The organism is Microvirga arvi, from assembly GCF_016892765.1.
Lineage (GTDB): Bacteria > Pseudomonadota > Alphaproteobacteria > Rhizobiales > Beijerinckiaceae > Microvirga > Microvirga arvi.
The window spans coordinates 63,047-82,231 of sequence record NZ_JAFEMD010000022.1 but is presented as its reverse complement, the minus strand read 5'-3'; the positions used below and the strand labels follow the sequence as shown (position 1 = coordinate 82,231).

At 61.1% G+C, this 19,185-nt stretch carries 18 protein-coding genes; 13 read left to right on the top strand and 5 right to left on the bottom strand.

The window, feature by feature from the left end; genetic code table 11:
• Window positions 1-107: 107 nt before the first annotated feature.
• The 5 genes from ILT44_RS15460 to ILT44_RS15440 are packed head-to-tail and all read left to right on the top strand — an operon-like array spanning window position 108 to window position 4,534.
• Entirely contained in the window at window positions 108-935 is an 828-nt protein-coding gene (locus ILT44_RS15460; RefSeq protein WP_204240499.1) for a cytochrome c oxidase subunit II, read from the top strand.
• 38 nt (window positions 936-973) lie between these two features.
• Entirely contained in the window at window positions 974-2,755 is a 1,782-nt protein-coding gene (locus tag ILT44_RS15455; protein ID WP_204240498.1) for a cbb3-type cytochrome c oxidase subunit I, read from the top strand.
• On the top strand, window positions 2,748-3,452 hold the full coding sequence (locus ILT44_RS15450) for a cytochrome c oxidase subunit 3 (RefSeq protein WP_204240497.1): 705 nt from the start codon (window positions 2,748-2,750) through the stop codon (window positions 3,450-3,452). The genes ILT44_RS15455 and ILT44_RS15450 overlap by 8 nt, the downstream gene beginning before the upstream one ends.
• A 12-nt stretch (window positions 3,453-3,464) precedes the next feature.
• Window positions 3,465-4,190, top strand: coding sequence for a heme-copper oxidase subunit III family protein (locus ILT44_RS15445; protein ID WP_204240496.1), 726 nt, complete (start codon window positions 3,465-3,467; stop codon window positions 4,188-4,190).
• 8 nt (window positions 4,191-4,198) lie between these two features.
• Window positions 4,199-4,534, top strand: a complete 336-nt coding sequence (locus ILT44_RS15440) for a cytochrome C oxidase subunit IV family protein (RefSeq protein ID WP_204240495.1) — start codon at window positions 4,199-4,201, stop codon at window positions 4,532-4,534.
• Between the two features lie 57 nt (window positions 4,535-4,591).
• Here the strand turns inward: ILT44_RS15440 and ILT44_RS15435 are convergent, their stop codons facing one another.
• A complete protein-coding gene (locus ILT44_RS15435; protein ID WP_204240494.1) occupies window positions 4,592-5,416 on the bottom strand; it encodes a DUF2189 domain-containing protein in 825 nt (274 codons plus the stop codon).
• Window positions 5,417-5,709: 293 nt separating this feature from the next.
• Here ILT44_RS15435 and ILT44_RS15430 point away from each other — a divergent pair, with 293 nt between their 5' ends.
• The 4 genes from ILT44_RS15430 to ILT44_RS15415 all read left to right on the top strand — a co-directional run bounded on the left by ILT44_RS15430 (window position 5,710) and on the right by ILT44_RS15415 (window position 10,339).
• Window positions 5,710-6,870, top strand: coding sequence for an adenylate/guanylate cyclase domain-containing protein (locus tag ILT44_RS15430; protein ID WP_204240493.1), 1,161 nt, complete (start codon window positions 5,710-5,712; stop codon window positions 6,868-6,870).
• A gap of 62 nt (window positions 6,871-6,932) precedes the next feature.
• The gene (gene tam, locus ILT44_RS15425; RefSeq protein WP_204240492.1) at window positions 6,933-7,706 is read left to right on the top strand and encodes a trans-aconitate 2-methyltransferase; all 774 of its coding nucleotides are present in this window, start codon (window positions 6,933-6,935) and stop codon (window positions 7,704-7,706) included.
• Window positions 7,707-7,912: 206 nt separating this feature from the next.
• Entirely contained in the window at window positions 7,913-8,422 is a 510-nt protein-coding gene (locus ILT44_RS15420; RefSeq protein WP_204240491.1) for a FecR domain-containing protein, read from the top strand.
• A gap of 6 nt (window positions 8,423-8,428) precedes the next feature.
• A complete protein-coding gene (locus ILT44_RS15415; RefSeq protein WP_204240490.1) occupies window positions 8,429-10,339 on the top strand; it encodes a CHASE2 domain-containing protein in 1,911 nt (636 codons plus the stop codon).
• Between the two features lie 19 nt (window positions 10,340-10,358).
• Here the strand turns inward: ILT44_RS15415 and ILT44_RS15410 are convergent, their stop codons facing one another.
• The 3 genes from ILT44_RS15410 to hmgA form a co-directional block, all read right to left on the bottom strand.
• Window positions 10,359-12,242, bottom strand: a complete 1,884-nt coding sequence (locus ILT44_RS15410; protein ID WP_204240489.1) for a tetratricopeptide repeat protein — start codon at window positions 12,240-12,242, stop codon at window positions 10,359-10,361.
• A 206-nt stretch (window positions 12,243-12,448) separates the two neighbouring features.
• Window positions 12,449-12,613, bottom strand: coding sequence for a hypothetical protein (locus ILT44_RS15405; RefSeq protein WP_204240488.1), 165 nt, complete (start codon window positions 12,611-12,613; stop codon window positions 12,449-12,451).
• Window positions 12,614-12,836: 223 nt separating this feature from the next.
• The gene (gene hmgA, locus ILT44_RS15400) at window positions 12,837-14,192 is read right to left on the bottom strand and encodes a homogentisate 1,2-dioxygenase (RefSeq protein WP_239468275.1); all 1,356 of its coding nucleotides are present in this window, start codon (window positions 14,190-14,192) and stop codon (window positions 12,837-12,839) included.
• Between the two features lie 59 nt (window positions 14,193-14,251).
• Between hmgA and ILT44_RS15395 the strand changes: the two genes are divergently transcribed.
• A complete protein-coding gene (locus ILT44_RS15395) occupies window positions 14,252-14,710 on the top strand; it encodes a MarR family winged helix-turn-helix transcriptional regulator (RefSeq protein ID WP_204240487.1) in 459 nt (152 codons plus the stop codon).
• Between the two features lie 15 nt (window positions 14,711-14,725).
• Here ILT44_RS15395 and hemN read toward each other — a convergent pair whose 3' ends face one another.
• Window positions 14,726-16,078 (bottom strand): oxygen-independent coproporphyrinogen III oxidase, encoded by a 1,353-nt coding sequence (gene hemN / locus ILT44_RS15390; RefSeq protein ID WP_204240486.1) that lies wholly within the window; start codon window positions 16,076-16,078, stop codon window positions 14,726-14,728.
• A 678-nt stretch (window positions 16,079-16,756) separates the two neighbouring features.
• Here hemN and ILT44_RS15385 point away from each other — a divergent pair.
• From ILT44_RS15385 to ILT44_RS15375, 3 genes are all read left to right on the top strand, one after another.
• The gene (locus ILT44_RS15385) at window positions 16,757-17,140 is read left to right on the top strand and encodes a hypothetical protein (RefSeq protein ID WP_204240485.1); all 384 of its coding nucleotides are present in this window, start codon (window positions 16,757-16,759) and stop codon (window positions 17,138-17,140) included.
• Window positions 17,141-17,400: 260 nt separating this feature from the next.
• Window positions 17,401-18,111 carry an RNA polymerase sigma factor gene (locus ILT44_RS15380; protein ID WP_204240484.1) on the top strand — a complete coding sequence of 237 codons (711 nt, stop codon included), beginning with the start codon at window positions 17,401-17,403 and terminating at the stop codon, window positions 18,109-18,111.
• On the top strand, window positions 18,108-19,178 hold the full coding sequence (locus ILT44_RS15375; protein ID WP_307826516.1) for an SDR family oxidoreductase: 1,071 nt from the start codon (window positions 18,108-18,110) through the stop codon (window positions 19,176-19,178). The genes ILT44_RS15380 and ILT44_RS15375 overlap by 4 nt, the downstream gene beginning before the upstream one ends.
• Window positions 19,179-19,185: the final 7 nt, after the last annotated feature.

Sequence of the window (19,185 nt, the reverse complement as noted above, 5' to 3'; positions counted from 1 at the left end):
TTCTGACTTCCTTGGCGAGGTCTCGATCAAGGTAGAGATTCGATGTAAAATTGAGTTGCGCCTTACGCTTCAAATCCACCGCCTCTCGAGGCAAGGATAGATGAGGAATGGCTGTAGCGCTCATACTTGTTCTGGTCGCTGTCGGCTCGGTGGTCTTCCACCTTGTCAGCCCCTGGTGGTGGACGCCGATCGCTTCGAACTGGCGCTATATCGACAACACGATCATCATTACGTTCTGGATCACCGGCGCGGTCTTCGTTGCCGTCATCTTCTTCATGGCCTACTGCGTCTACCGCTTTCGCCATCAGGCAGGACGGCGAGCCCATTATGAGCCCGAGAACAAGCGCCTGGAATGGTGGCTGACCATCGTGACCGGCGTCGGCGTTGCGGCCATGCTGGCACCCGGCCTCTTCGTCTGGCGACAATTCATCACCGTCCCGGAAGACGCCACCGATATCGAGATCTTCGGCCAGCAATGGCAATGGAGCTTCAGGCTTCCGGGACCCGACGGCCAACTCGCCGCGTCGGACGCGCGCCTGATCAGCCCTGACAATCCGCTCGGCCTGAATCGGGAGGACCCGAAATCTCAGGACGATATCGTCATCGAAGGCGGTGAGCTTCATCTGCCTGTCAACAAACCGGTCAAGGCGCTTCTGCGCTCCCCCGACGTCCTCCATGACTTCTACGTACCAGAGTTTCGCGCGAAGATGGATCTGGTGCCGGGGCAGATCTCCTACATCTGGTTTACACCCATAAGAACAGGAACCTTCGAGATCCTCTGCGCCGAACTCTGCGGCGTCGGGCATCCGCAGATGCGTGGCAAGGTCATCGTCCAGGAAGAGAGTGAATATCAGGCATGGCTGCAGGATAAGGCATCGAAGAGCTTTGCGCGCCTTCTGCCGGCCCCGAAGACCGGAGCTTCCATGCCTGATTGATCGAGGTTGATGCAACGGCATCCAGGGAGAGAATCCTGATGGTTGATGTCCCGCTTGGCCCGACGGGAGTGATTGCGGCGCCCGATGTCGAGGACGTCGAGCTCTATCATCCGCATAGCTGGCTGACGAAATACGTCTTCAGCCAGGATGCGAAGGTAATCGCCATCCAGTATTCCTTCGTCGCCCTCTCCGTCGGGCTGATAGCCCTTGTCCTGTCATGGCTGATGCGCCTGCAGCTAGGATTTCCCGGCGTCTTTTCCTTCATCGATGCCAACGCTTATTATCAGTTCATCACCATGCACGGCATGATGATGGTGGTCTACGTGCTGACCGCCCTGTTCCTGGGCGGTTTCGGCAACTACCTCATCCCGCTGATGGTCGGCGCCCGAGACATGGTTTTTCCCTATGTGAACATGCTGAGCTTCTGGATCTATCTGCTTGCCGTGCTGATCCTCGTGGCAAGCTTCTTCGTGCCGGGTGGACCCACCGGCGCCGGATGGACGCTCTATCCTCCGCAGGCCATTCTTTCCGGCACGCCGGGTGGACAGGATTGGGGCATCATCCTGATGCTCGTGTCGCTGATGACCTTCATCATCGGTTTCACCATGGGTGGCTTGAACTACGTCGTAACCGTGCTGCAGGCGCGGGCCCGCGGCATGACCCTGATGCGCATGCCGCTCACGGTCTGGGGAATCTTCACCGCGAGCTTCATGGCGCTGCTCGCCTTCCCTGCCCTGTTCGTCGGGGCCGTGATGATGCTTTTCGACCGGGTGCTCGGAACCAGCTTCTTCATGCCGGTCATGGTCGAGATGGGGCAGCCTTTGGACCGTAACGGCGGTTCTCCCCTTCTCTTCCAGCATCTCTTCTGGTTCTTCGGACATCCCGAAGTCTACATCGTCGCCCTTCCCGCCTTCGGCATCGTTTCGGATCTCATCAGCACTCATGCGCGACGCAACATCTTCGGCTATCGCATGATGGTCTGGGCCCTGCTCGCCATCGGCGCGCTCAGCTTCATCGTATGGGCGCACCATATGTACGTGAGCGGCATGAACCCCTATTTCGGGTTCTTCTTCGCCACCACAACCCTGATCATCGCCGTCCCGACAGCTATCAAGGTCTATAACTGGATCCTGACGCTCTGGCGGGGTGACATTCACCTCACCGTTCCCATGCTGTTTGCGCTTGCCTTCATCGTCACCTTCGTGAACGGCGGCCTCACAGGCCTTTTCCTGGGCAACGTCGTCGTGGATGTTCCACTCTCTGACACGATGTTCGTCGTCGCGCACTTTCATATGGTCATGGGCGTGGCGCCGATCCTGGTAATCTTCGGCGCGATCTACCATTGGTATCCGAAGGTGACAGGGCGCATGCTGAACGACCCGCTGGGCAAGCTCCATTTCTGGGTCACGTTCCTCGGCGCCTACGCGATCTTCTTTCCCATGCACTATCTAGGCCTGATGGGAATACCGCGCCGCTACCATGACATCGCAGACATGGCCTTCGTGCCCCCGTCGGCGCACGCGCTCAATGCCTTCATCACCATCGTGGCCCTGATCGTCGGCGCAACGCAACTGGTCTTCGTTTTCAATCTCTTCTGGAGCCTGCGCCACGGCAAACCGGCTGGCGGCAATCCCTGGCGTGCCACCACGCTGGAATGGCAGACCCCCGAAACACCGCCGCCGCACGGCAACTGGGGCAAGGATCTTCCTGTCGTCTACCGCTGGGCCTACGATTACAGCGTGCCGGGAGCCGACCAGGATTTCCTAGCCCAGAGCCAGCCTGGACCCACACGAGCCGGATCGGGGTCGATCCATGGGTAGCATTCTCTTTTTCCTGAGCATATTGGCGATCATCGGCACATGGTGGCTCTCGCGGCAGGGTCTGGCGTCCAAGCCCTGGCTGGAACCGTCAGCAGCCGGCACCCTGCAAGACCTGGAGCCTGAACCTGTTGCTCCCGCAAAGGTCGGATTGGGTGTGCTTCTGGCCGTCATCGGCTCCTTCTTCGCACTCTTCATCAGCGCCTACGCGATGCGCATGCAGCTTCCGGATTGGCGCACCATGCCGATCCCCTCGATCCTTTGGCTCAACACAGCCATGCTCGTTGCAAGCAGCCTCGCTCTTCATGGCGCCAAGGTCGCGGTACGCCGTGGCGAGACGGGTGAACTCAAGTTCACTCTGATCGCGGCAGGTGTTTCGGCCCTTGCCTTTCTATCAGGCCAGCTCGTCGCATGGCAGCAATTGGCGCAAGAGGGTTATCGGCTCACCATCAATCCAGCCAATGACTTCTTCTATATCCTGACCGGCGCGCACGGACTTCATGTCCTGGGCGGTCTGGTGGCATTGGTCCGAACGAGCGAGAAGGCATGGCACCCTACCTCGACCGATCGGCTGCGCCTGTCCGTGGAACTCTGCGCGACTTACTGGCACTTCCTGCTCTTCGTCTGGCTCGTTCTCTTGAGCATCTGGACCGGTTGGGCGGGCGATTTCATCGACATCTGCCGGCAGTTGCTCACCTGAGAGGTTTTGTGAATGACGGAGCAGGCTTTTACGGAAGGAACAACAGGCACCCACATCGAGGCTTCGGGCCTGCGAAGCCTCGCGGCCGATTTTTCCTCCGATAGGCAGGCCTTCAGGAGCATTTCCTGGGGAAAGGCCATGATGTGGATCTTTCTCCTGAGCGACACCTTCGTCTTCAGCTGCTTCCTGATCTCCTACATGACCGCGCGCATGTCCACGACCGTGGCATGGCCCAATGCCAGCGAGGTCTTTGCGCTGACCATCGGAGGCACCAGCCTCCCCCTCATCCTGATCGCGATCATGACCTTCGTGCTGATCAGCAGCAGCGGAACCATGGCCATGGCGGTGAACTTCGCCTATCGCCGCGACCGCAGGAAGACGGCTGTTCTGATGCTGGTGACGGCGCTTCTCGGGGCCACCTTCGTCGGGATGCAGGCCTTCGAATGGACCAAGCTGATCCACGAAGGCGTGCGCCCGTGGTCGAACCCCTGGGGAGCCGCACAATTCGGTTCGACTTTCTTCATGATCACGGGCTTCCATGGCACCCACGTCAGCTTCGGCGTGCTCTTCCTCCTGATTGTCGCGCGCAAGGTCTGGCGGGGTGACTACGATCAGGAAAGACGAGGCTTCTTCACCAGCCGCAGAGGAAACTACGAAGCGGTTGAGATCATGGGACTCTACTGGCACTTCGTCGATCTGGTGTGGGTCTTCATCTTCGCCTTCTTTTATCTCTGGTGAGAGGGATCATGGCACAGGCATCCGCCCATGCGCAGGGGCAGCAGCATCCGATCAGGCTCTATCTCGTGGTCTGGGCCTGGCTGTTCGTTCTGAGCGCCTGCTCCTACTTCGTGGACTACTTCCAGCTTGAGGGACTTTTGAGATATTCCCTCATTCTTCTGTTCATGATGTTGAAGGCAGGCCTCATCATCGCCGTCTTCATGCACATGGCCTGGGAGCGCCTCTCTCTGGTCTATGCCATCCTGGTGCCGATCAGCGCCGTGCTGGTCTTCGTGGCGATCATGGTTCTGGAAGCGGACTACACGCTCCTGTCCCGGATATCGTTCTTCAGTCCAGGAACCTGATCAGCATGAAGGCGGCCCTGTGATCGGACCGCCTTCAGCTTTTATGAGAAAAGCAGGTTATATCGCAGGATGGGCATCTTCAGGATGGGGAGGCTCTACGACCCGGCGATAAAGGTGCCAGGTTGCATGCCCGAGCACCGGCATCACGATTGCAAGCCCCACGAAAAGCGGGATCGACCCGACAAGGAGCCCTGCCGCCACGATCAGGCCCCATAGCGCCATGGTGAGCGGGTTCATGACGACCGCCTTGACCGACGTGTAGATGGCGACGGCCACACCGACATCCCGATCGAGAAGAAGCGGGAACGAGATGACGCTGATGCTCAACACCGCAACCGCGAAGCAAAAGCCGAGGATGTTGCCGAGGACGATCAGCTTCATGCCTTCCGACGTTGCCAGCACCTGACTGACGAACTCGGAGTACGATGCCGGCACCGCATAGCCGAAAATGGATTGGTAAAGCAGGCGGGCCGTTGTCAGCCACACGAGGAAGATCACCAGCAGGAGGAAACCGAGGGCGGCAATCGATGGGATCGACGGAGACTTGAGAACGTCAAAGGCATCCTGCCAGGAGACAGATAGACCGAGTTCCCGCCGTCTGCTGATCTCGTAAAGGCCGATGGCCGCGAAGGGTCCCACCAGTGCGAAGCCCGAGGCCAACGGGTAGAGCAAAGGCAGCGCATTGTTGCTGAATGTCAGGGCCGCAAGGCATACGCCGAGAATAGGGTAGATCAGCCCGAGAAAGACGAGATGAGACGGCATGGCCCAGAAATCGTCGAATCCTCTCGCCAGCGCCTCCTTCAAGTCAGCCGGGGTGATCTTTCTGACAATCGGATGGGCCGGAACCTCGCTTGCACCGGCGACAACGTGGAATTGGGCCATAACCACTCCTCCAGGGATGAACCTTGGCAGTTGAAGTCACGGCCATGCGTGCACAATGCGGTGGTCACGCGATACCGCAACCTATGCCATGAGTATACGCCGGAACAATGCAGATGTCGCCATGGAATGAAAACCTGCCGGTACACCGAACTAGGAGCCTATTCCATCGGATCTTCCAAGTTCGCGAAAGGCAATTCTTGGTCGCGGGAACTCAGGAATGCTCGTTCCCTTGTTTGCCAATCTCCATCCCGAATGATCAGATGAGCTGTCATGGCAAGGCAGGTACGAGCGCTATGGATCCGGTTGACGGGATTGCACGCTGGCTGGCCCAGGGGGCCCCGCACGGGACTGTCGAGGACCTGTTCGTGTCCTTCTGCCGTCAACTTACCCAAGCAGGCTGGCCCATATGGCGCGCCTCCCTCGGTCTCGAGGTGCTGCATCCTGAAATTAGCGGTTGGCAGCATGTCTGGACGGACGAGCGACTGTCTGTGAGCGAGGCGGATCGCGCGACGGCAGCAACTTCGTCATCCTATCTCAACAGTCCCACCCGGATCGTCGATGAAACCGCCAGACCGTTCCGACGGCGTCTGGATGGTCCTTTCCCGGATATGCCGCTTCTGGAGGAACTTCGGCAGGCCGGAGCGACAGATTACGTCATGTACCCGCTCCCCTTCCTCGACCTGACCCGCACCGCCGTCATATCCTTTGCGACACGCGAGGCCAAAGGCTTCACCCCGGCGGAGCTCGACAGCCTGCAGATCGTCTCGAAGCTGGTCAGCCCCTACATGGAGCGGCACGTTCTGCGGCGGATCGCAATCGATCTGCTCGATACCTATGTAGGCCCCAGAACAGGGCAGCGCATCATCGAGGGACAGGTGGATCGCGGTGCAGTAGACTTCATCGAAGCCGCCATCTGGTTTACGGACCTTCGCGGCTTCACGCTTATGTCGGAGCAATCTCCGATCCCAGACGTTTTGGCAGACCTGAATGGATGGTTTGGGATCGTCGGAGATGTTGTCGAGAAGCACGGCGGCGAAGTGCTGAAATTCATCGGTGATGCGGTGCTGGCGATCTTTCCGACCTCGGCCGCACAGAACAGCAGGGCAGCCTGCGCGAGCGCCCTCGCGGCAGCACAGGAATTCTGCAGCAGGACCGATGTGGAGAATGAGCTTCGGAGGTCGGCAGGCGGATCCCCGCTGATGCACAGCCTGTCCCTTCACTTCGGCGAAGTCGCCTACGGCAATGTCGGGGCATCGCGCCGGCTCGACTTCACGGTCATCGGCCCTGCCGTGAACCGGGCTAGCCGGCTTCTCGATCTGGCCAAGCACCTCGACCGGCCCATCATCATCTCGCAGGTCTTCGCAAGAGAGCTCGAACGACCCCTTGCCGATCTCGGATACCACCGCCTGCGAGGGATCGATCATCCGCAGCAGGTCTTTACCTTGCCGGAGTAAAGTGCTGCATATGCCAGGCTCACACGCGGCAATCCTGCAACCCTGAACGACGAGGCCCTTCCTTGGCAGACTGGAACGCTGGACAATACCTGAAGTTTGAGGACGAGCGGACGCGACCCGCCATCGACCTTATCGGGCGCATTCCCCTGACAGAGATCCGCAACGCCGTGGATATCGGGTGCGGGCCAGGAAACAGCACGGGGCTGATCGTTGAGCGCCACCCGAATGCACACGTGCTCGGCCTCGACAATTCGCCTAGCATGCTCGCGAAAGCGCGGGAGCGCCTCCCTAGAGCGGCCTTTGAGGAGGTGGACATTGCGGCATGGCAGCCGGACGAGCGCTATGACCTGATCTTCGCCAATGCCGTCCTGCAGTGGCTGCCGGACCATCCGCATCTGCTCGCACGCCTCGTCTCCTTTCTGAAGACCGGAGGCTGCCTCGCCGTTCAGATGCCCAACAATCTGCAGGAGCCCTCCCACAGGCTCATGGAGAAGGTTTCCCAAGAGGGACCATGGGCCGAAAGGTTGGCATCGGCGTCCCAAGCCCGCGAGGAGATCGGATCATTCGAGGATTATTACTCTTGGCTGCAGCGGGCCGGGTGCTCGGTCGATATATGGCAGACGACCTATGTTCATCCCCTCGCGGATGCCGACGCTATCGTCGACTGGCTCAGGAGCACCGGGTTGAGGCCCTATCTGGATCCTCTCTCGCCCGAAGAACAGTCGGAATACCTGCGCCGCTATCGGGTGGAGATCGAGAAGGCCTATCCGGCGCAGCAGGACGGAAAGGTCCTTCTCCGCTTCCCGCGCCTGTTCTTCGTCGCACGACGGCAATGAGTGGCAGGCGCGCCGGCCACCGCCGCACCAAACTTCCAGAGCAGCATAACGGAAGGTGACACCGGGCACATCGCTGGTTCTCTCATGTCCTTCATAGTATAACCCATGGACATCCGAGCCGTTCAGGACAGAAGCCATTCCTTGAGCAACGGAGAAGCATCATGGCATGGGATCGGACAAGTCATCGGTCGTTTTGTCATTCTACCATGCGGCTCTTCCTGCTGGCCTTCCTGGTTCATCTGTCCCTGCATGAGAACGCCGCCGCTCAAGGGATCGGCTGCGTAATGCAGACAGCAGCCTCGCAGCGACAGATCCTGCGCTGCCGGGATGGTCTCACCATTGAGGCGGAGGCAGGAGCAGGCTTCAATCTCGTAGATCAGAACCGGGATGGTCAGCCTGACGCGGTCAACCTGCAAAGCCGCGCCATCTTCATCGATGCACCGGCACGATCCGCAAGACAGGGCTTTCAGATCCTGACGCCGCAGGCCATTGCCGCGGTGCGCGGCACGCAATGGGCCGTCGATGTCAGCGGCAGCTGGACATCCGTGTTCGTTGTGACCGGCCGCGTTTCGGTGCGGCGGGTCCAAGGCAACACCCGAAGCGTGAGCCTCGGCCCCGGGGAAGGAGTCGATGTGGAGCCGGGCACGTCCCCCCTGATTGTCCGACGCTGGCCCGAAGCTCGCGCAGCCGCCCTGCTCGCCCGTCTCGGGCGGTAGAGCCCCATGGGCGGACGATTTGCCATACCGCTCATCGCCGCCGCCTTGGCGGGCCTTTGGGGAGCCGGGCTAGCCTTGCTGCACTGGCAGGGCGGCTCTTCCATTCTCGATCGCCTGGAAGCGCCTCTGATCGACCTGCGATTTCTGATCCAAGGTCCGCGCCCGGTACCTGAGGGCATTACCATCGTCGCCATCGACGATCAGACCGTGCAACAAGTCGGAGCCTATCCCCTGCCGCGAGCGACGATGGCGCAGCTCGTCTCGGCTGTCGGACGCATGAGTCCGAAGGTTATTGCCCTCGACATCCTCTTCGTCGATCCAGGATCGGCCGAGGGTGATCAAGCGCTGGCAAGGGCTTTGGGTGAAACACCGAGCGTCCTGGCTGCCGCAGGTCTGTTTGGACGCACCCCCCAGCATGCGGCCGATCCCGTCGGGGACAGTTTGAGTGGTCTTCCGACGGCACAGAGACTGCTCCTGCCGATCGATGCTTTGGCCAACACCTCGGCACTGGGCGTCGTGAACATCGCCACGGATGCATCAGGAGCGCCGCGCCACATTCCACTTCTGGTGCGATCCGGCCATCAGATCATACCGTCCTTCCCCCTGCGCACGGTATCGATTGCCATGAGGCACGATCCGACCATGGGGGCAGACAGTCTCATGATCGGCGACGTCACGACGCGCACTGACAGCGGATATGCCCTTCCCCTCCGCTTCTATGGCCCTGCCGGCAGCATTCGCACCGTCAGCGCCGGTCAGGTTTTGCAAGGCTACATCCAACAGGATGCCATCCGCGACAGCATCGTGGTGATCGGCGCGACGGTGACAGGGGGTGGCGATGCTTTCCCGACGCCCTTCGACCCGGTATTGCCGGGCGTCGAGGTTCTGGCGACCGCCATGGCCCACCTCATGCAAGGCGACGGCCTTATACGCGATAGACAGGTCCGTCTCGCCGACGGCACTGTGGCTGTATTGCTGCCGATCCTGTTCGTTCTGCTCCTGGCCTGGCACCGTAGCATCTGGGGATTTGCGATCATCGCCGTTGTCGCGATCTCGTGGATTGGATTGACCGTCTTCGCATTCATGCAGGGTATCTGGCTCAGCGCCACCCTTCCGCTCCTGACAGCCCTGCCTGCAGCAATGATTTTCGGGGCGGCGCAGCTCTGGCTCGACCGGCTTCGGGCAGACAGGCTTAACGTGCAGAGCAGGACCCTGCGCCGCTTCCAGCCTCCGAGCCTCACAAAGCGACTCGCCGAGGATCCTGCTTTCCTCATGAAGCCGGTGCGCCAGAAGGCGGCTGTGATCTTTATCGATCTGTCGGGCTTCACGGGCCTGAGCGAGCTTCTGCCTCTCGACGAAACCCGCGAGATGCTGCGCGGCTTTCATGCTCTCGTGGACCAGGAAGCAGTGCGCCATCAGGGCATCGTCGCCAGCTTCATGGGCGATGGCGCAATGATCCTATTCGGGCTGCCGGATTCCTCGCCTGAGGATGCCTGCCATGCTGTGGAGGCCTGCGTCGGCCTCTGCTCGCGCATGGAGAGCTGGATTGCCGGACTGCCCGATCCGATTGCGTCCCATATCGGCTTCAAGATCGGAGCGCATTTCGGAGAGATCATTGCGTCCAGGCTCGGCGGCGACAGCCATCAGCACATCACGGCCATCGGCGATACTGTCAATGTGGCGAGTCGGTTGATGGAGGTTGCCGCGTATCATCACGCCGATGTCGCCTTGAGCGATGACCTCCACCAAGCGGCAGGCTCAGCGTGCTCGGTTTTCGGATCCGGTCTTCTGGATGGAACATTCCCGACTTCGATCCGTGGCCGATCCGGTTCTCTTCCGATCTGGCTCTGGCGGAGGAATGCAAGCATAGGTCAAATGCATTCGGACTCCGGTGACATTCACCGGAGTCCGTCCTGATCATTATAAGGGTGCACGTTCAGAGCTGCTCGGGAGTTGGCATGTCGGCCCCGAACCAGTTCTTCTGCATCAGAACCTTCGCTTCATCGGCCGTTGCTTGGTCGCCCTGCGCCTGCGCTGCACGCATCAGTCCCGCAGCGGCCCAGCCATTGTTCGGTGAGCGCTGAAGCGCCTCCCGGAAAGCTGCGACTGCCTCGGCAGGCTTGCCCTGTGCCATCAACGCCGCTCCGAGGGATTGATGCACCGGGTAGTACCAATAGGGCGGCTCCATGTAGGGCAGCCCGTCCTGAATCGCCGCAGCCTCCGCGAACAGCGCGGCAGCCTGCGCCTGATCACCGGCATGCTGCGCAATTCTCGCCTCGATCTCGTGCACCGCGATCGAAAGCACATCCGTCCCGGGCACACCGGCATCGGGCAGAGCCACGATCTCAGGCCTCTTTGCCAGTGCGTCTATGGCGCCAGCCTCCTGGCGGGCTTCGTCAGCGCGTCCGAGGCGAGCCAGGGCGACACCGCGTGCATAGTGCCATGCGGCCTTGATATAAGGGAAATCTCCCTCGGGCTCCGGCAGCGCCAGCACCTCCTCGGGCTTCGAGAACAATGCATGAACGTTGTAGGGTGCTGCCGCAATCGGCTGGGTCCACGGGACCTCACGCTTCGCACGCTCGGTAACGATGCCAGAGAGTTTCCCTGCGGCTTCGACGGCCGAACGGCCGTCACCGCCAGTGAGGGCGGAAACCATGAGAAAATGGACGTTGTGAGCATAGTATGCCTCGGAATAGAGAACGCTTGCCCCGCCCTGATTCACGATCGACTCGTCGGCAGCGGCGGCACGCACATTCGCATCGAGGCTCTCGCGCCAGCGCCCGAGCCGATACCAGATGTGGCTCGGCATGTGCACCAGATGTCCCGCGCCGGGCATCAGGCTTTCCAGACGAGCAGCATGCGGCGCCGCACTCTCCGGATGGTCGGATGCTTCCACGGTATGAATGTAGAGATGAACAGCGCCTGGATGGTCGGGATTGGCCTCTATCGTGCTGGATTGGGCGGTTCCGAGCACACCCTCCAGCAGAGCAACGATCTTTTCGGTTTTTCCCTTCGGCGTTTGACCGCCATCGGCCCAGTAATCCCAAGGCGTCAGATTCATGAGGGCATCTGCCGTGAGAACCGCCACATTGGCATCCTGCGGGAACCGGGCCTGGACTGCCTCCATGGCATCGGCATAGGCCTGATCCAGCGCCTTGCGGTCGGCCTTGGGATCAGGCGAATGCCGCTTCGAGAGCGCGTCCACCAGCGCGATCTGCAGGTCTCCACTGGTAGGGCCGAGACTCCGCGCCTTCTCGAGCACGATCAGAGCGCGCGCATTTGCGTCTGCATCCATGGGATAATTGATGTGAGGGCCAAGCACCCAAGCCTCGCCCCACAGGCACATGGCGCAATCCGGATCGAGCTCCTGCGCCGCCCGGAAGGCACGTGCAGCCTCCGCATGATTGAAGCCCCAGCCTAAACGATAACCCTGATTGAAGTAAGCCTGGGCCTCCCCTTTCGGATCCTTGGTCACCGCCCAGGACAGACTGCCTAGATTGGCATGAAGCGGAGGCTTTGCATCCGAGCTGGGAGCTGCAGCCCCACGCGGCAGGTCGCGGCTATAGGTGCCCAGCTCCGTGCGCTTCGGCTTCACATCCTGCATTTGCGGCTGCAGCTGCGCGACGGACATATGATGACCTGAGCCGCCATGCTGGTTCGGCTTCTGCAGAGCATGGAGCATCCGGACCCGCGGACTGTCGTGACTACCCAGAGGGCAGGCACTGGCAGCACTCGCTGCGACAAGGGCCCAAGCAGCCGTTGCTGCAAGAAGAGCGGATCGCGAGGAACGATGACGATGATGAGCGTTGAAGGTCGTCATGAGCGGAGTCCTCCTTCCTGTAGGAAGCAGGAGGATAGGCGCGAGTGCAGATTGTGTCCGTGCTGTGCGGCACACGAGCACCATTCACTCTTGAACTCTGCTTGTCGGAGTGAAGACCGTTACAACGTGGCGGTTCGAAACTAAAGTTCTTCCAGGCAGGGAACATGATGTTCCCTGCCTTTCTGATGACAGCCTAATAACCTCGCTCAGACGCTCTGCTGCTCGGCAGAGTGATCGATGCGAACCGAACGCCTCCTCTCGCGCCTCAGGCGCTTCATCAAGGCGATGGATGCCACCATCGTGCGTTCGAGTTCGGCCAGGACGGTGTTCGTCTCCAGCGCGGGCGACAGGTTCTTTCGTTCCAATTTCATCAGCAGCTTGTTCCGCTTTTCCCTTGCACCAACAGGCACGCGATGTGAGCGCCTGTTGGTGAAGCAAAGCGTTGCAGTGCGGCTGCAATGTGGCAGGCTTTCTCAGACCATGAACAGCAACGATATATCAGACTTATAGCTACTACGTATGGATGACCCTAGTTGTTGGGATGACAGCACGGAAATCTTCGACCTCGGTGCTGCTGCGCCATGATATTTCCGCTCAACGCTGGTTCGGATTGAAGTGCTTCTTCAGCTTATGGCCGTAGGCGCCATACTCCTTCTGGAGTGCCTCAGTGTTCGCAGCAAAAGCCGTCACTTTCTGCGGAAAGCGAGTCTCGAACATGAAGGCCATTGTACCTTCCAGCTTGTGGGGTTTGAGTTCCACATTGCTTGCCTTCTCGAATGCGTCCATGTCAGGCCCGTGCGGCAACATGGTGTTGTGGAGCGATATGCCGCCCGGCACGAACCCGCCGCCGGTCTTGGCATCATAGACGCCATAGATCAGGCCCATGAACTCGCTCATGACATTCATGTGGTACCAGGGAGGCCGGAAGGTGTTCTCCGCCACGAGCCAGCGCTCGGGGAAGATCACGAAGTCGATGTTGGCCGTACCGGGCGTCTCGGAAGGCGAGGTCAGCACCGTGAAGATCGAAGGATCCGCATGGTCGTACAGCACCGGCCCCACCGGCGAGTAGCGCCGTAGATCGTACTTGTACGGGGCATAGTTGCCGTGCCAAGCCACCACGTCGAGCGGCGAGTGGTCCATGTCGGCCACCCACAGCGAGCCGCCCCATTTCACATACATCTTCGAAGGCGCATCCCTGTCCTCGTAGGCCGCCACGGGGGTGAGGAAGTCGCGGGGATTGGCCAGGCAGTTGGCGCCGATCGGCCCTCGCTCAGGCAGTGTGAACGCGCCGCCGTAATTCTCGCACAGGTAGCCGCGGGCAGGACCGCCCATGAGCTCCACGCGGATCTTCACGCCGCGCGGGATCACGGCGATCTCGCCCGGCTCGATGTCAATGATGCCGAACTCGGTCCAGAGGCGCAGGGAGCCCTGTTGCGGCACGAACAGCAGCTCACCGTCGGCATTATAGAAATACTCATCCTCCATCGAGCGGGTGATGAGATAGATATGGGCCCCCATGCCAGCCTGAGAACCGGCATCGCCCGCGGTGGTGATGGTGCGGATGCCCTCCAGGAACGAGACGGATTCGCTCGGGAGCGGGATGGGATCCCAGCGCATGGGCGCGATGGGCACCTCGACCTCGGCGGCGGGAGCGGTGCGCCACAGGCCCATATCCCCCTTCCGGAACTGGCCCCAATGGGACACGGTCGGGCGGATGCGGTAGAGCCAGGATCTCTCGTTGGTGGTGCGGGGCGCCGTGAAGGGCGAGCCGGAGAGCTGCTCGGCATAAAGGCCATAGGCGCATTTCTGGGGCGAGTTTCGGCCGATGGGCAGCGCGCCCGGCAGCGCCTCGGTCTCGAAGCCGTTGCCGAAACCGGACATGTAGCCTGGCTGGATAGCGCTCTCGATCCGGTCTGCAGCTTGTGGCAGGGGCGGGTTCTGGACATTCATGAGCTTAGCCTCCACAGTTGGTCACAAATGTAACTGTCAATTTTGTAACTAACAACCCGATGGTCAAACTCCAGCTCGAGCAGTTCCTGCCTTACCGGCTCAACCGGATTGCAGCGGCGGTCTCACAGGATTTCCGCTCCGTCTATGGTCCGCACCACGACCTGACGATCCCGGAATGGCGCGTTCTGGCTACGCTTGGGCAGTTCGAGGCGATGAGCGCCAAAGCGATCGGCCGGCACTCGGCCATGCACAAGACGAAAGTCAGCCGAGCGGTGCGGGCGCTGGAGGAGCGGCGCTGGCTCAGGCGCCGACAGAGCGAGCAGGACCGGCGCGAGGAGATCCTAACGCTCACGGCGCAGGGTGAGAGGGTCTACGGACAGATCGTTCCCAAGGCGGTCGCCTTCGAGCGCCGCCTGCTGGAACAACTTGGCCCCGAGGTCGGCCCCTTCCTGGAAGCTCTCGGGCACCTCGAAGAGATCGTCAGGATTGCAGCAAGAGCTGGAGGCGAGCGGGATTGACGTCGAGCCATGTGGTCAGACCACACGGCTATGGGTCCGTCCGGAGAAGCCAAGATAGGCGTCAAAGGCGGAAGCCACGCTCCTGACGAGGAAGCGAGCGTTGTCGTTGACCGACAGCACGTCGCCTTCCAAATGGACGATGCCGTCGTCCTGCAGCATGCGCAGCTTCGGGATTGCCTGAAGAATGATCTCAGGGGCGGTTTCGTGACGGCGGCAGATCTCGCCCACATCGACCCGGAAGTCGCACATCACGCGCTCGATCAGGTCGGCCCGCAGGCGGTCGTCGTCTGTCAGCGCATAGCCTTTCGCCGTCGCCAGCTCCCCACGCTGGATTCGCTCGGCATAGCGCCCGAGAACGACCTCGTTCTGAGCATAGCCTTGCGACAGCTGGCCGATCGCGGAGGCGCCGAAACCGATCAGGATATCGCTTGGATCCGTCGTGTAGCCCTGGAAATTCCTATGCAGAGCACCCTCGACCTGAGCCTTCACCATAGAATCGTCGGGCAATGCGTAGTGATCGAGGCCGATCCGGCAGTATCCCACGCTCATCAGAGCCTCTGCCATCGCCTCGGCTTGGGCGTATCGGGCCTCGCCATCGGGCAGCGTCGCCTCGTCGATCCTACGCTGATGCTTCTTGAACGAGGGCACGTGCGCATAGCCGAAGACGGAGAACCGCTCGGGGCGAAGCTCTATGCCCTGTCGGACCGTGTCGATACAAGAGTCCACGGTCTGGTGCGGGAGCCCATAGATGAGGTCAAAGTTGATGCCACGCACCCCTGCAGCTCTCAGGCCTTCCACCGCACGGGCCGTCTGCTCGAGGCTCTGGACGCGGTTGATGGCGCGCTGCACGGCCGGATCGAAGCTCTGGACGCCGAGGCTCGCGCGGTTGACTCCCGCCTCCCTCAATGCCGCGATCATGGCCGGTGTCAGGGTGCGCGGATCGATTTCCACCGCAACCTCCGCGGTATCGTCGAGAATGAATCTCTGCCTCATGAGGACTACGAGGCCGAGAAGCTCGTACGGCTCCATTATGGTTGGAGTTCCACCTCCGAAATGCACATGGCGCACGGCCAAGGGGCTGGCCAGACGTTCCGCCACCAGTTCGATCTCGCGGCGCAGGACAGCGAGGTAATCGGTGATCGGGGCGTCGCGCCGGGTGATTGTGGTGTGGCAGCCGCAATACCAGCACATGGAGCGGCAGAACGGGACATGGAGGTAAAGGGAGGCAGCGGCGTCAGCCGGAAGGGAGGTGAGCCATTGCCCGTAGGCCTCTTGACCGACGGCATCCGAGAATTGCGGCGCTGTGGGGTAGCTGGTGTAGCGAGGAAGCCGCTCCTCCCCATATCGCGCTCTAAGGTCATCTCTCATGGGGCCCTCGCCGGGTGACATGCTGCAATGGCCGCTTCGATTGCAGATCCTGGCGAGGCTGTATCCGGCTTTGCCCACCGGTTCTTTGACCTTGGTCAATTTGGCCCTGAGTTCCTGGAGGCTGAGGACGCCCGGGATCGGACCTGGAACGTCAGGTCAACCTCTGCCGCGGGAACGCTTTGGAAAGATAAATCTCACCCGTAATATTCTCCTGCTGGCGAGGCGATCTAACCTATCCTTGATCACGTCAGCCGTGCTCGGCTCGATCCCAGGGATCTGCCCAATAAGGGGAGCCAAAGCCTTCAACTGATCGAGTGAAGTAATCCGTGCGCTCTCCAGGGCCCTCCAGGCACTCAAAGGCAAGCGCAAACCATCGAACGGATCCTCAGGCAGTTTTGAGGCGCCACGGGGCATTGATCCACCTCTTTTCACGGGCAATTAGGTTTAAAGCGCAACCGTTTGTCTAAGACACCTCGCCTCCCGTTCTATTCCCGAATGCCGGATTTATCCTGCAAAGGCGCCCCCGTTTCGTGATGGTCTCCGGCGCTTCAGGCTCGTCGAGGTCCGAGAGGCAGGGCGGCTTCATCACTTTAGCGGTACACGGTGTCCCTTCAGGCTGTGTCCGGTTGAATTGAGGGGTGCCAGCCATATGACCCGGACGAACATGGAGGCATGGTCATGGCTGGGTTGAGAGCTGGGGTGAAGGTCTCCGATGACCGGCAATCAGTGACGATCGAGATCGGCCCTGCAGGAAGCCCTACCCACCCGGCGTCACTGAACCTTGAACAGCTCACGAAGCTGATCCAGGTGCTCGGCCAGGCGAGGTCCCGCATGGTCGAAGGCTCGCAGAAGCACCCGCTGGATGGGAGGACAGTGGAAACCGTGATTGAACCCCCTTGGTACGTTCAAGTGGCCAGCATCGACGGCTCGCTTCTCGCGTTCGACCATCCGTCCTATGGACCCGTCGCCTTTGCCATTCCGAGAGCCGATGTCGTCAGGATCGTACGGATTTTGAGCGAACATCTCGCCCTTCCGGCAGGTGATATGGACAAGCCGAGTTAGCCTCCTCAAACCCCCTTTGTCACATAGTAGCCGCAGGCTGGCGCAAACAGTACTGGCAGCTGAAAGGGGAGCGATCTGAAATGGCCTCCCGTTCGGCTTCTAATTGCAGACCTCTCATTGAGAGCGTCGAGAGGACAGGCGATTGGCGGAATGTGATCCCTTGTCTTTGCATGGTCGAGCGCCGGATAAGGGCCAGCTAAGGGACGATGGGAACCTTTATCGAAATGCCCCATCTAATAGGCAGAGACAGGAGCTTGGCTATGCAGGCGGTAGCGGTCACGGCGGCATCATTGGAGACACTCAGTGATGAAATGCTGGTGGAACGCGCCCGAAGCCGGGACGAAGCTGCAGTGCAGCTCATCATGCAGCGGCACAATCGCCGCCTCTACCGTGTGGCCCGCAGCGTCCTCAATGATGACACCGAGGCGGAAGACGTGGTTCAGGACACCTACTTTCGCGCCTTCACTCATCTGGACGGCTTCCGCGGCGACGCGCAGCTCTCGACCTGGCTCACGCGCATTGCGCTCAACGAGGCATTGGGCCGGCTCCGACGACGGCGCACCACGGTCAGTCTGAAGGATATTGATGCCATCAACGATCAGGGAGAGGCCCGCGTGATCTACCTGCCGGCAGCCCGCCAGGACAGCGACCCAGAAGCGGCCGCCACCCGGTCCGAGGTGCGGCGTCTGCTGGAACACGCGGTGGACCAGCTGCCTGCCTCCTTCCGCACGGTCTTCGTTCTTCGGGACATCGAGGAGATGAGCATCGAGGAGACAGCCTCTCAACTGGGTCTGCGGCCCGAGACGGTGAAGACCCGGCTTCACCGCGCCCGGCGTCTCCTGAGACAGTCCCTCGACCGAACCCTGTCATCCGCGGTTGGGGACGTCTTCCCGTGTGCCGGCACCCGCTGCACCCGAATCACGGAGGCTGTACTGGAGCGGCTCAGCTTGTCGGAACACACTGAAGAATGACCGTTCCACTTCCAGAAATGTCAACCACATCAGCAGAGGCGAAGAGGCGTCCGATCGTCGTCATCACAGGAGCCTCGGCCGGTATAGGACGCGCAGCAGCGGCTGCCTTTGGCCAACGCGGCTGGTCCGTTGCCTTGCTGGCTCGCGGTCGCAAAGGGCTTGAGGATGCCAAGCGTGAGGTTGAGCAGGCTGGTGGGAGGGCGTTGACCCTGTCTGTCGACGTCGCCGACTCCGACGCCGTTGTGGAGGCCGGCGATCAGGTGATTGCTGCATGGGGCGGCATTGATGTCTGGGTCAACAACGCCATGGCGACTGTGTTTGCACCGGTCGATGAGATCACGCCCGCCGAGTTCAAGCGTGTGACGGAGGTCACCTATCTCGGCCAAGTGCACGGCACGTTGACTGCGTTGAAGCACATGCGCCGGCAGGGAGCGGGAACCATCGTTCAGGTCGGCTCTGCCCTCGCCTACCGTTCCATCCCGCTTCAGTCCGCCTATTGCGCTGCCAAGGCGGCCGCGCGGGGCTTCACGGACTCGCTGCGCAGCGAACTGATCCACGAGAGCAGCCCGATCAGGCTGACCATGGTTCACCTGCCGGCTGTGAACACCCCGCAATTCGATTGGGCGCGAAGCCGCCTGCCCCGTCGGCTTCAGCCGGTCCCTCCGATCCACGATCCCCAGGTCGCCGCGGAGGCGATCGTCCGGGCGGCCTACGAAGCGCCGCGGGAACTCTGGGTCGGCAGCCCCACCATCAAAGCCATCCTGGGAACCATGGCCGCTCCAGGTCTTCTCGATCACCTGATGGCCCGCCGTGCCTGGGACGGGCAGATGACGCACGAGCCCGCGGCGCGCCGGCCCGACAATCTGTTCGAGGCGGCTGAAGACCAAGCGAGGCTCAGCGGTCGTTTCGCACCTGCGTCGCGATCTCAAGCGATCACCGCCTCCGCGTCGTTGGTGCGCGGTCTCGCTGGGGCTTTGGTGCTGGGCGCTGTCGCGGCTTCCATCGGACTGATGCGACGACACGCAACGAGAAAGGGCAATACCCTTTCTGACCTTCCTGCTGAATGAGGAGAAC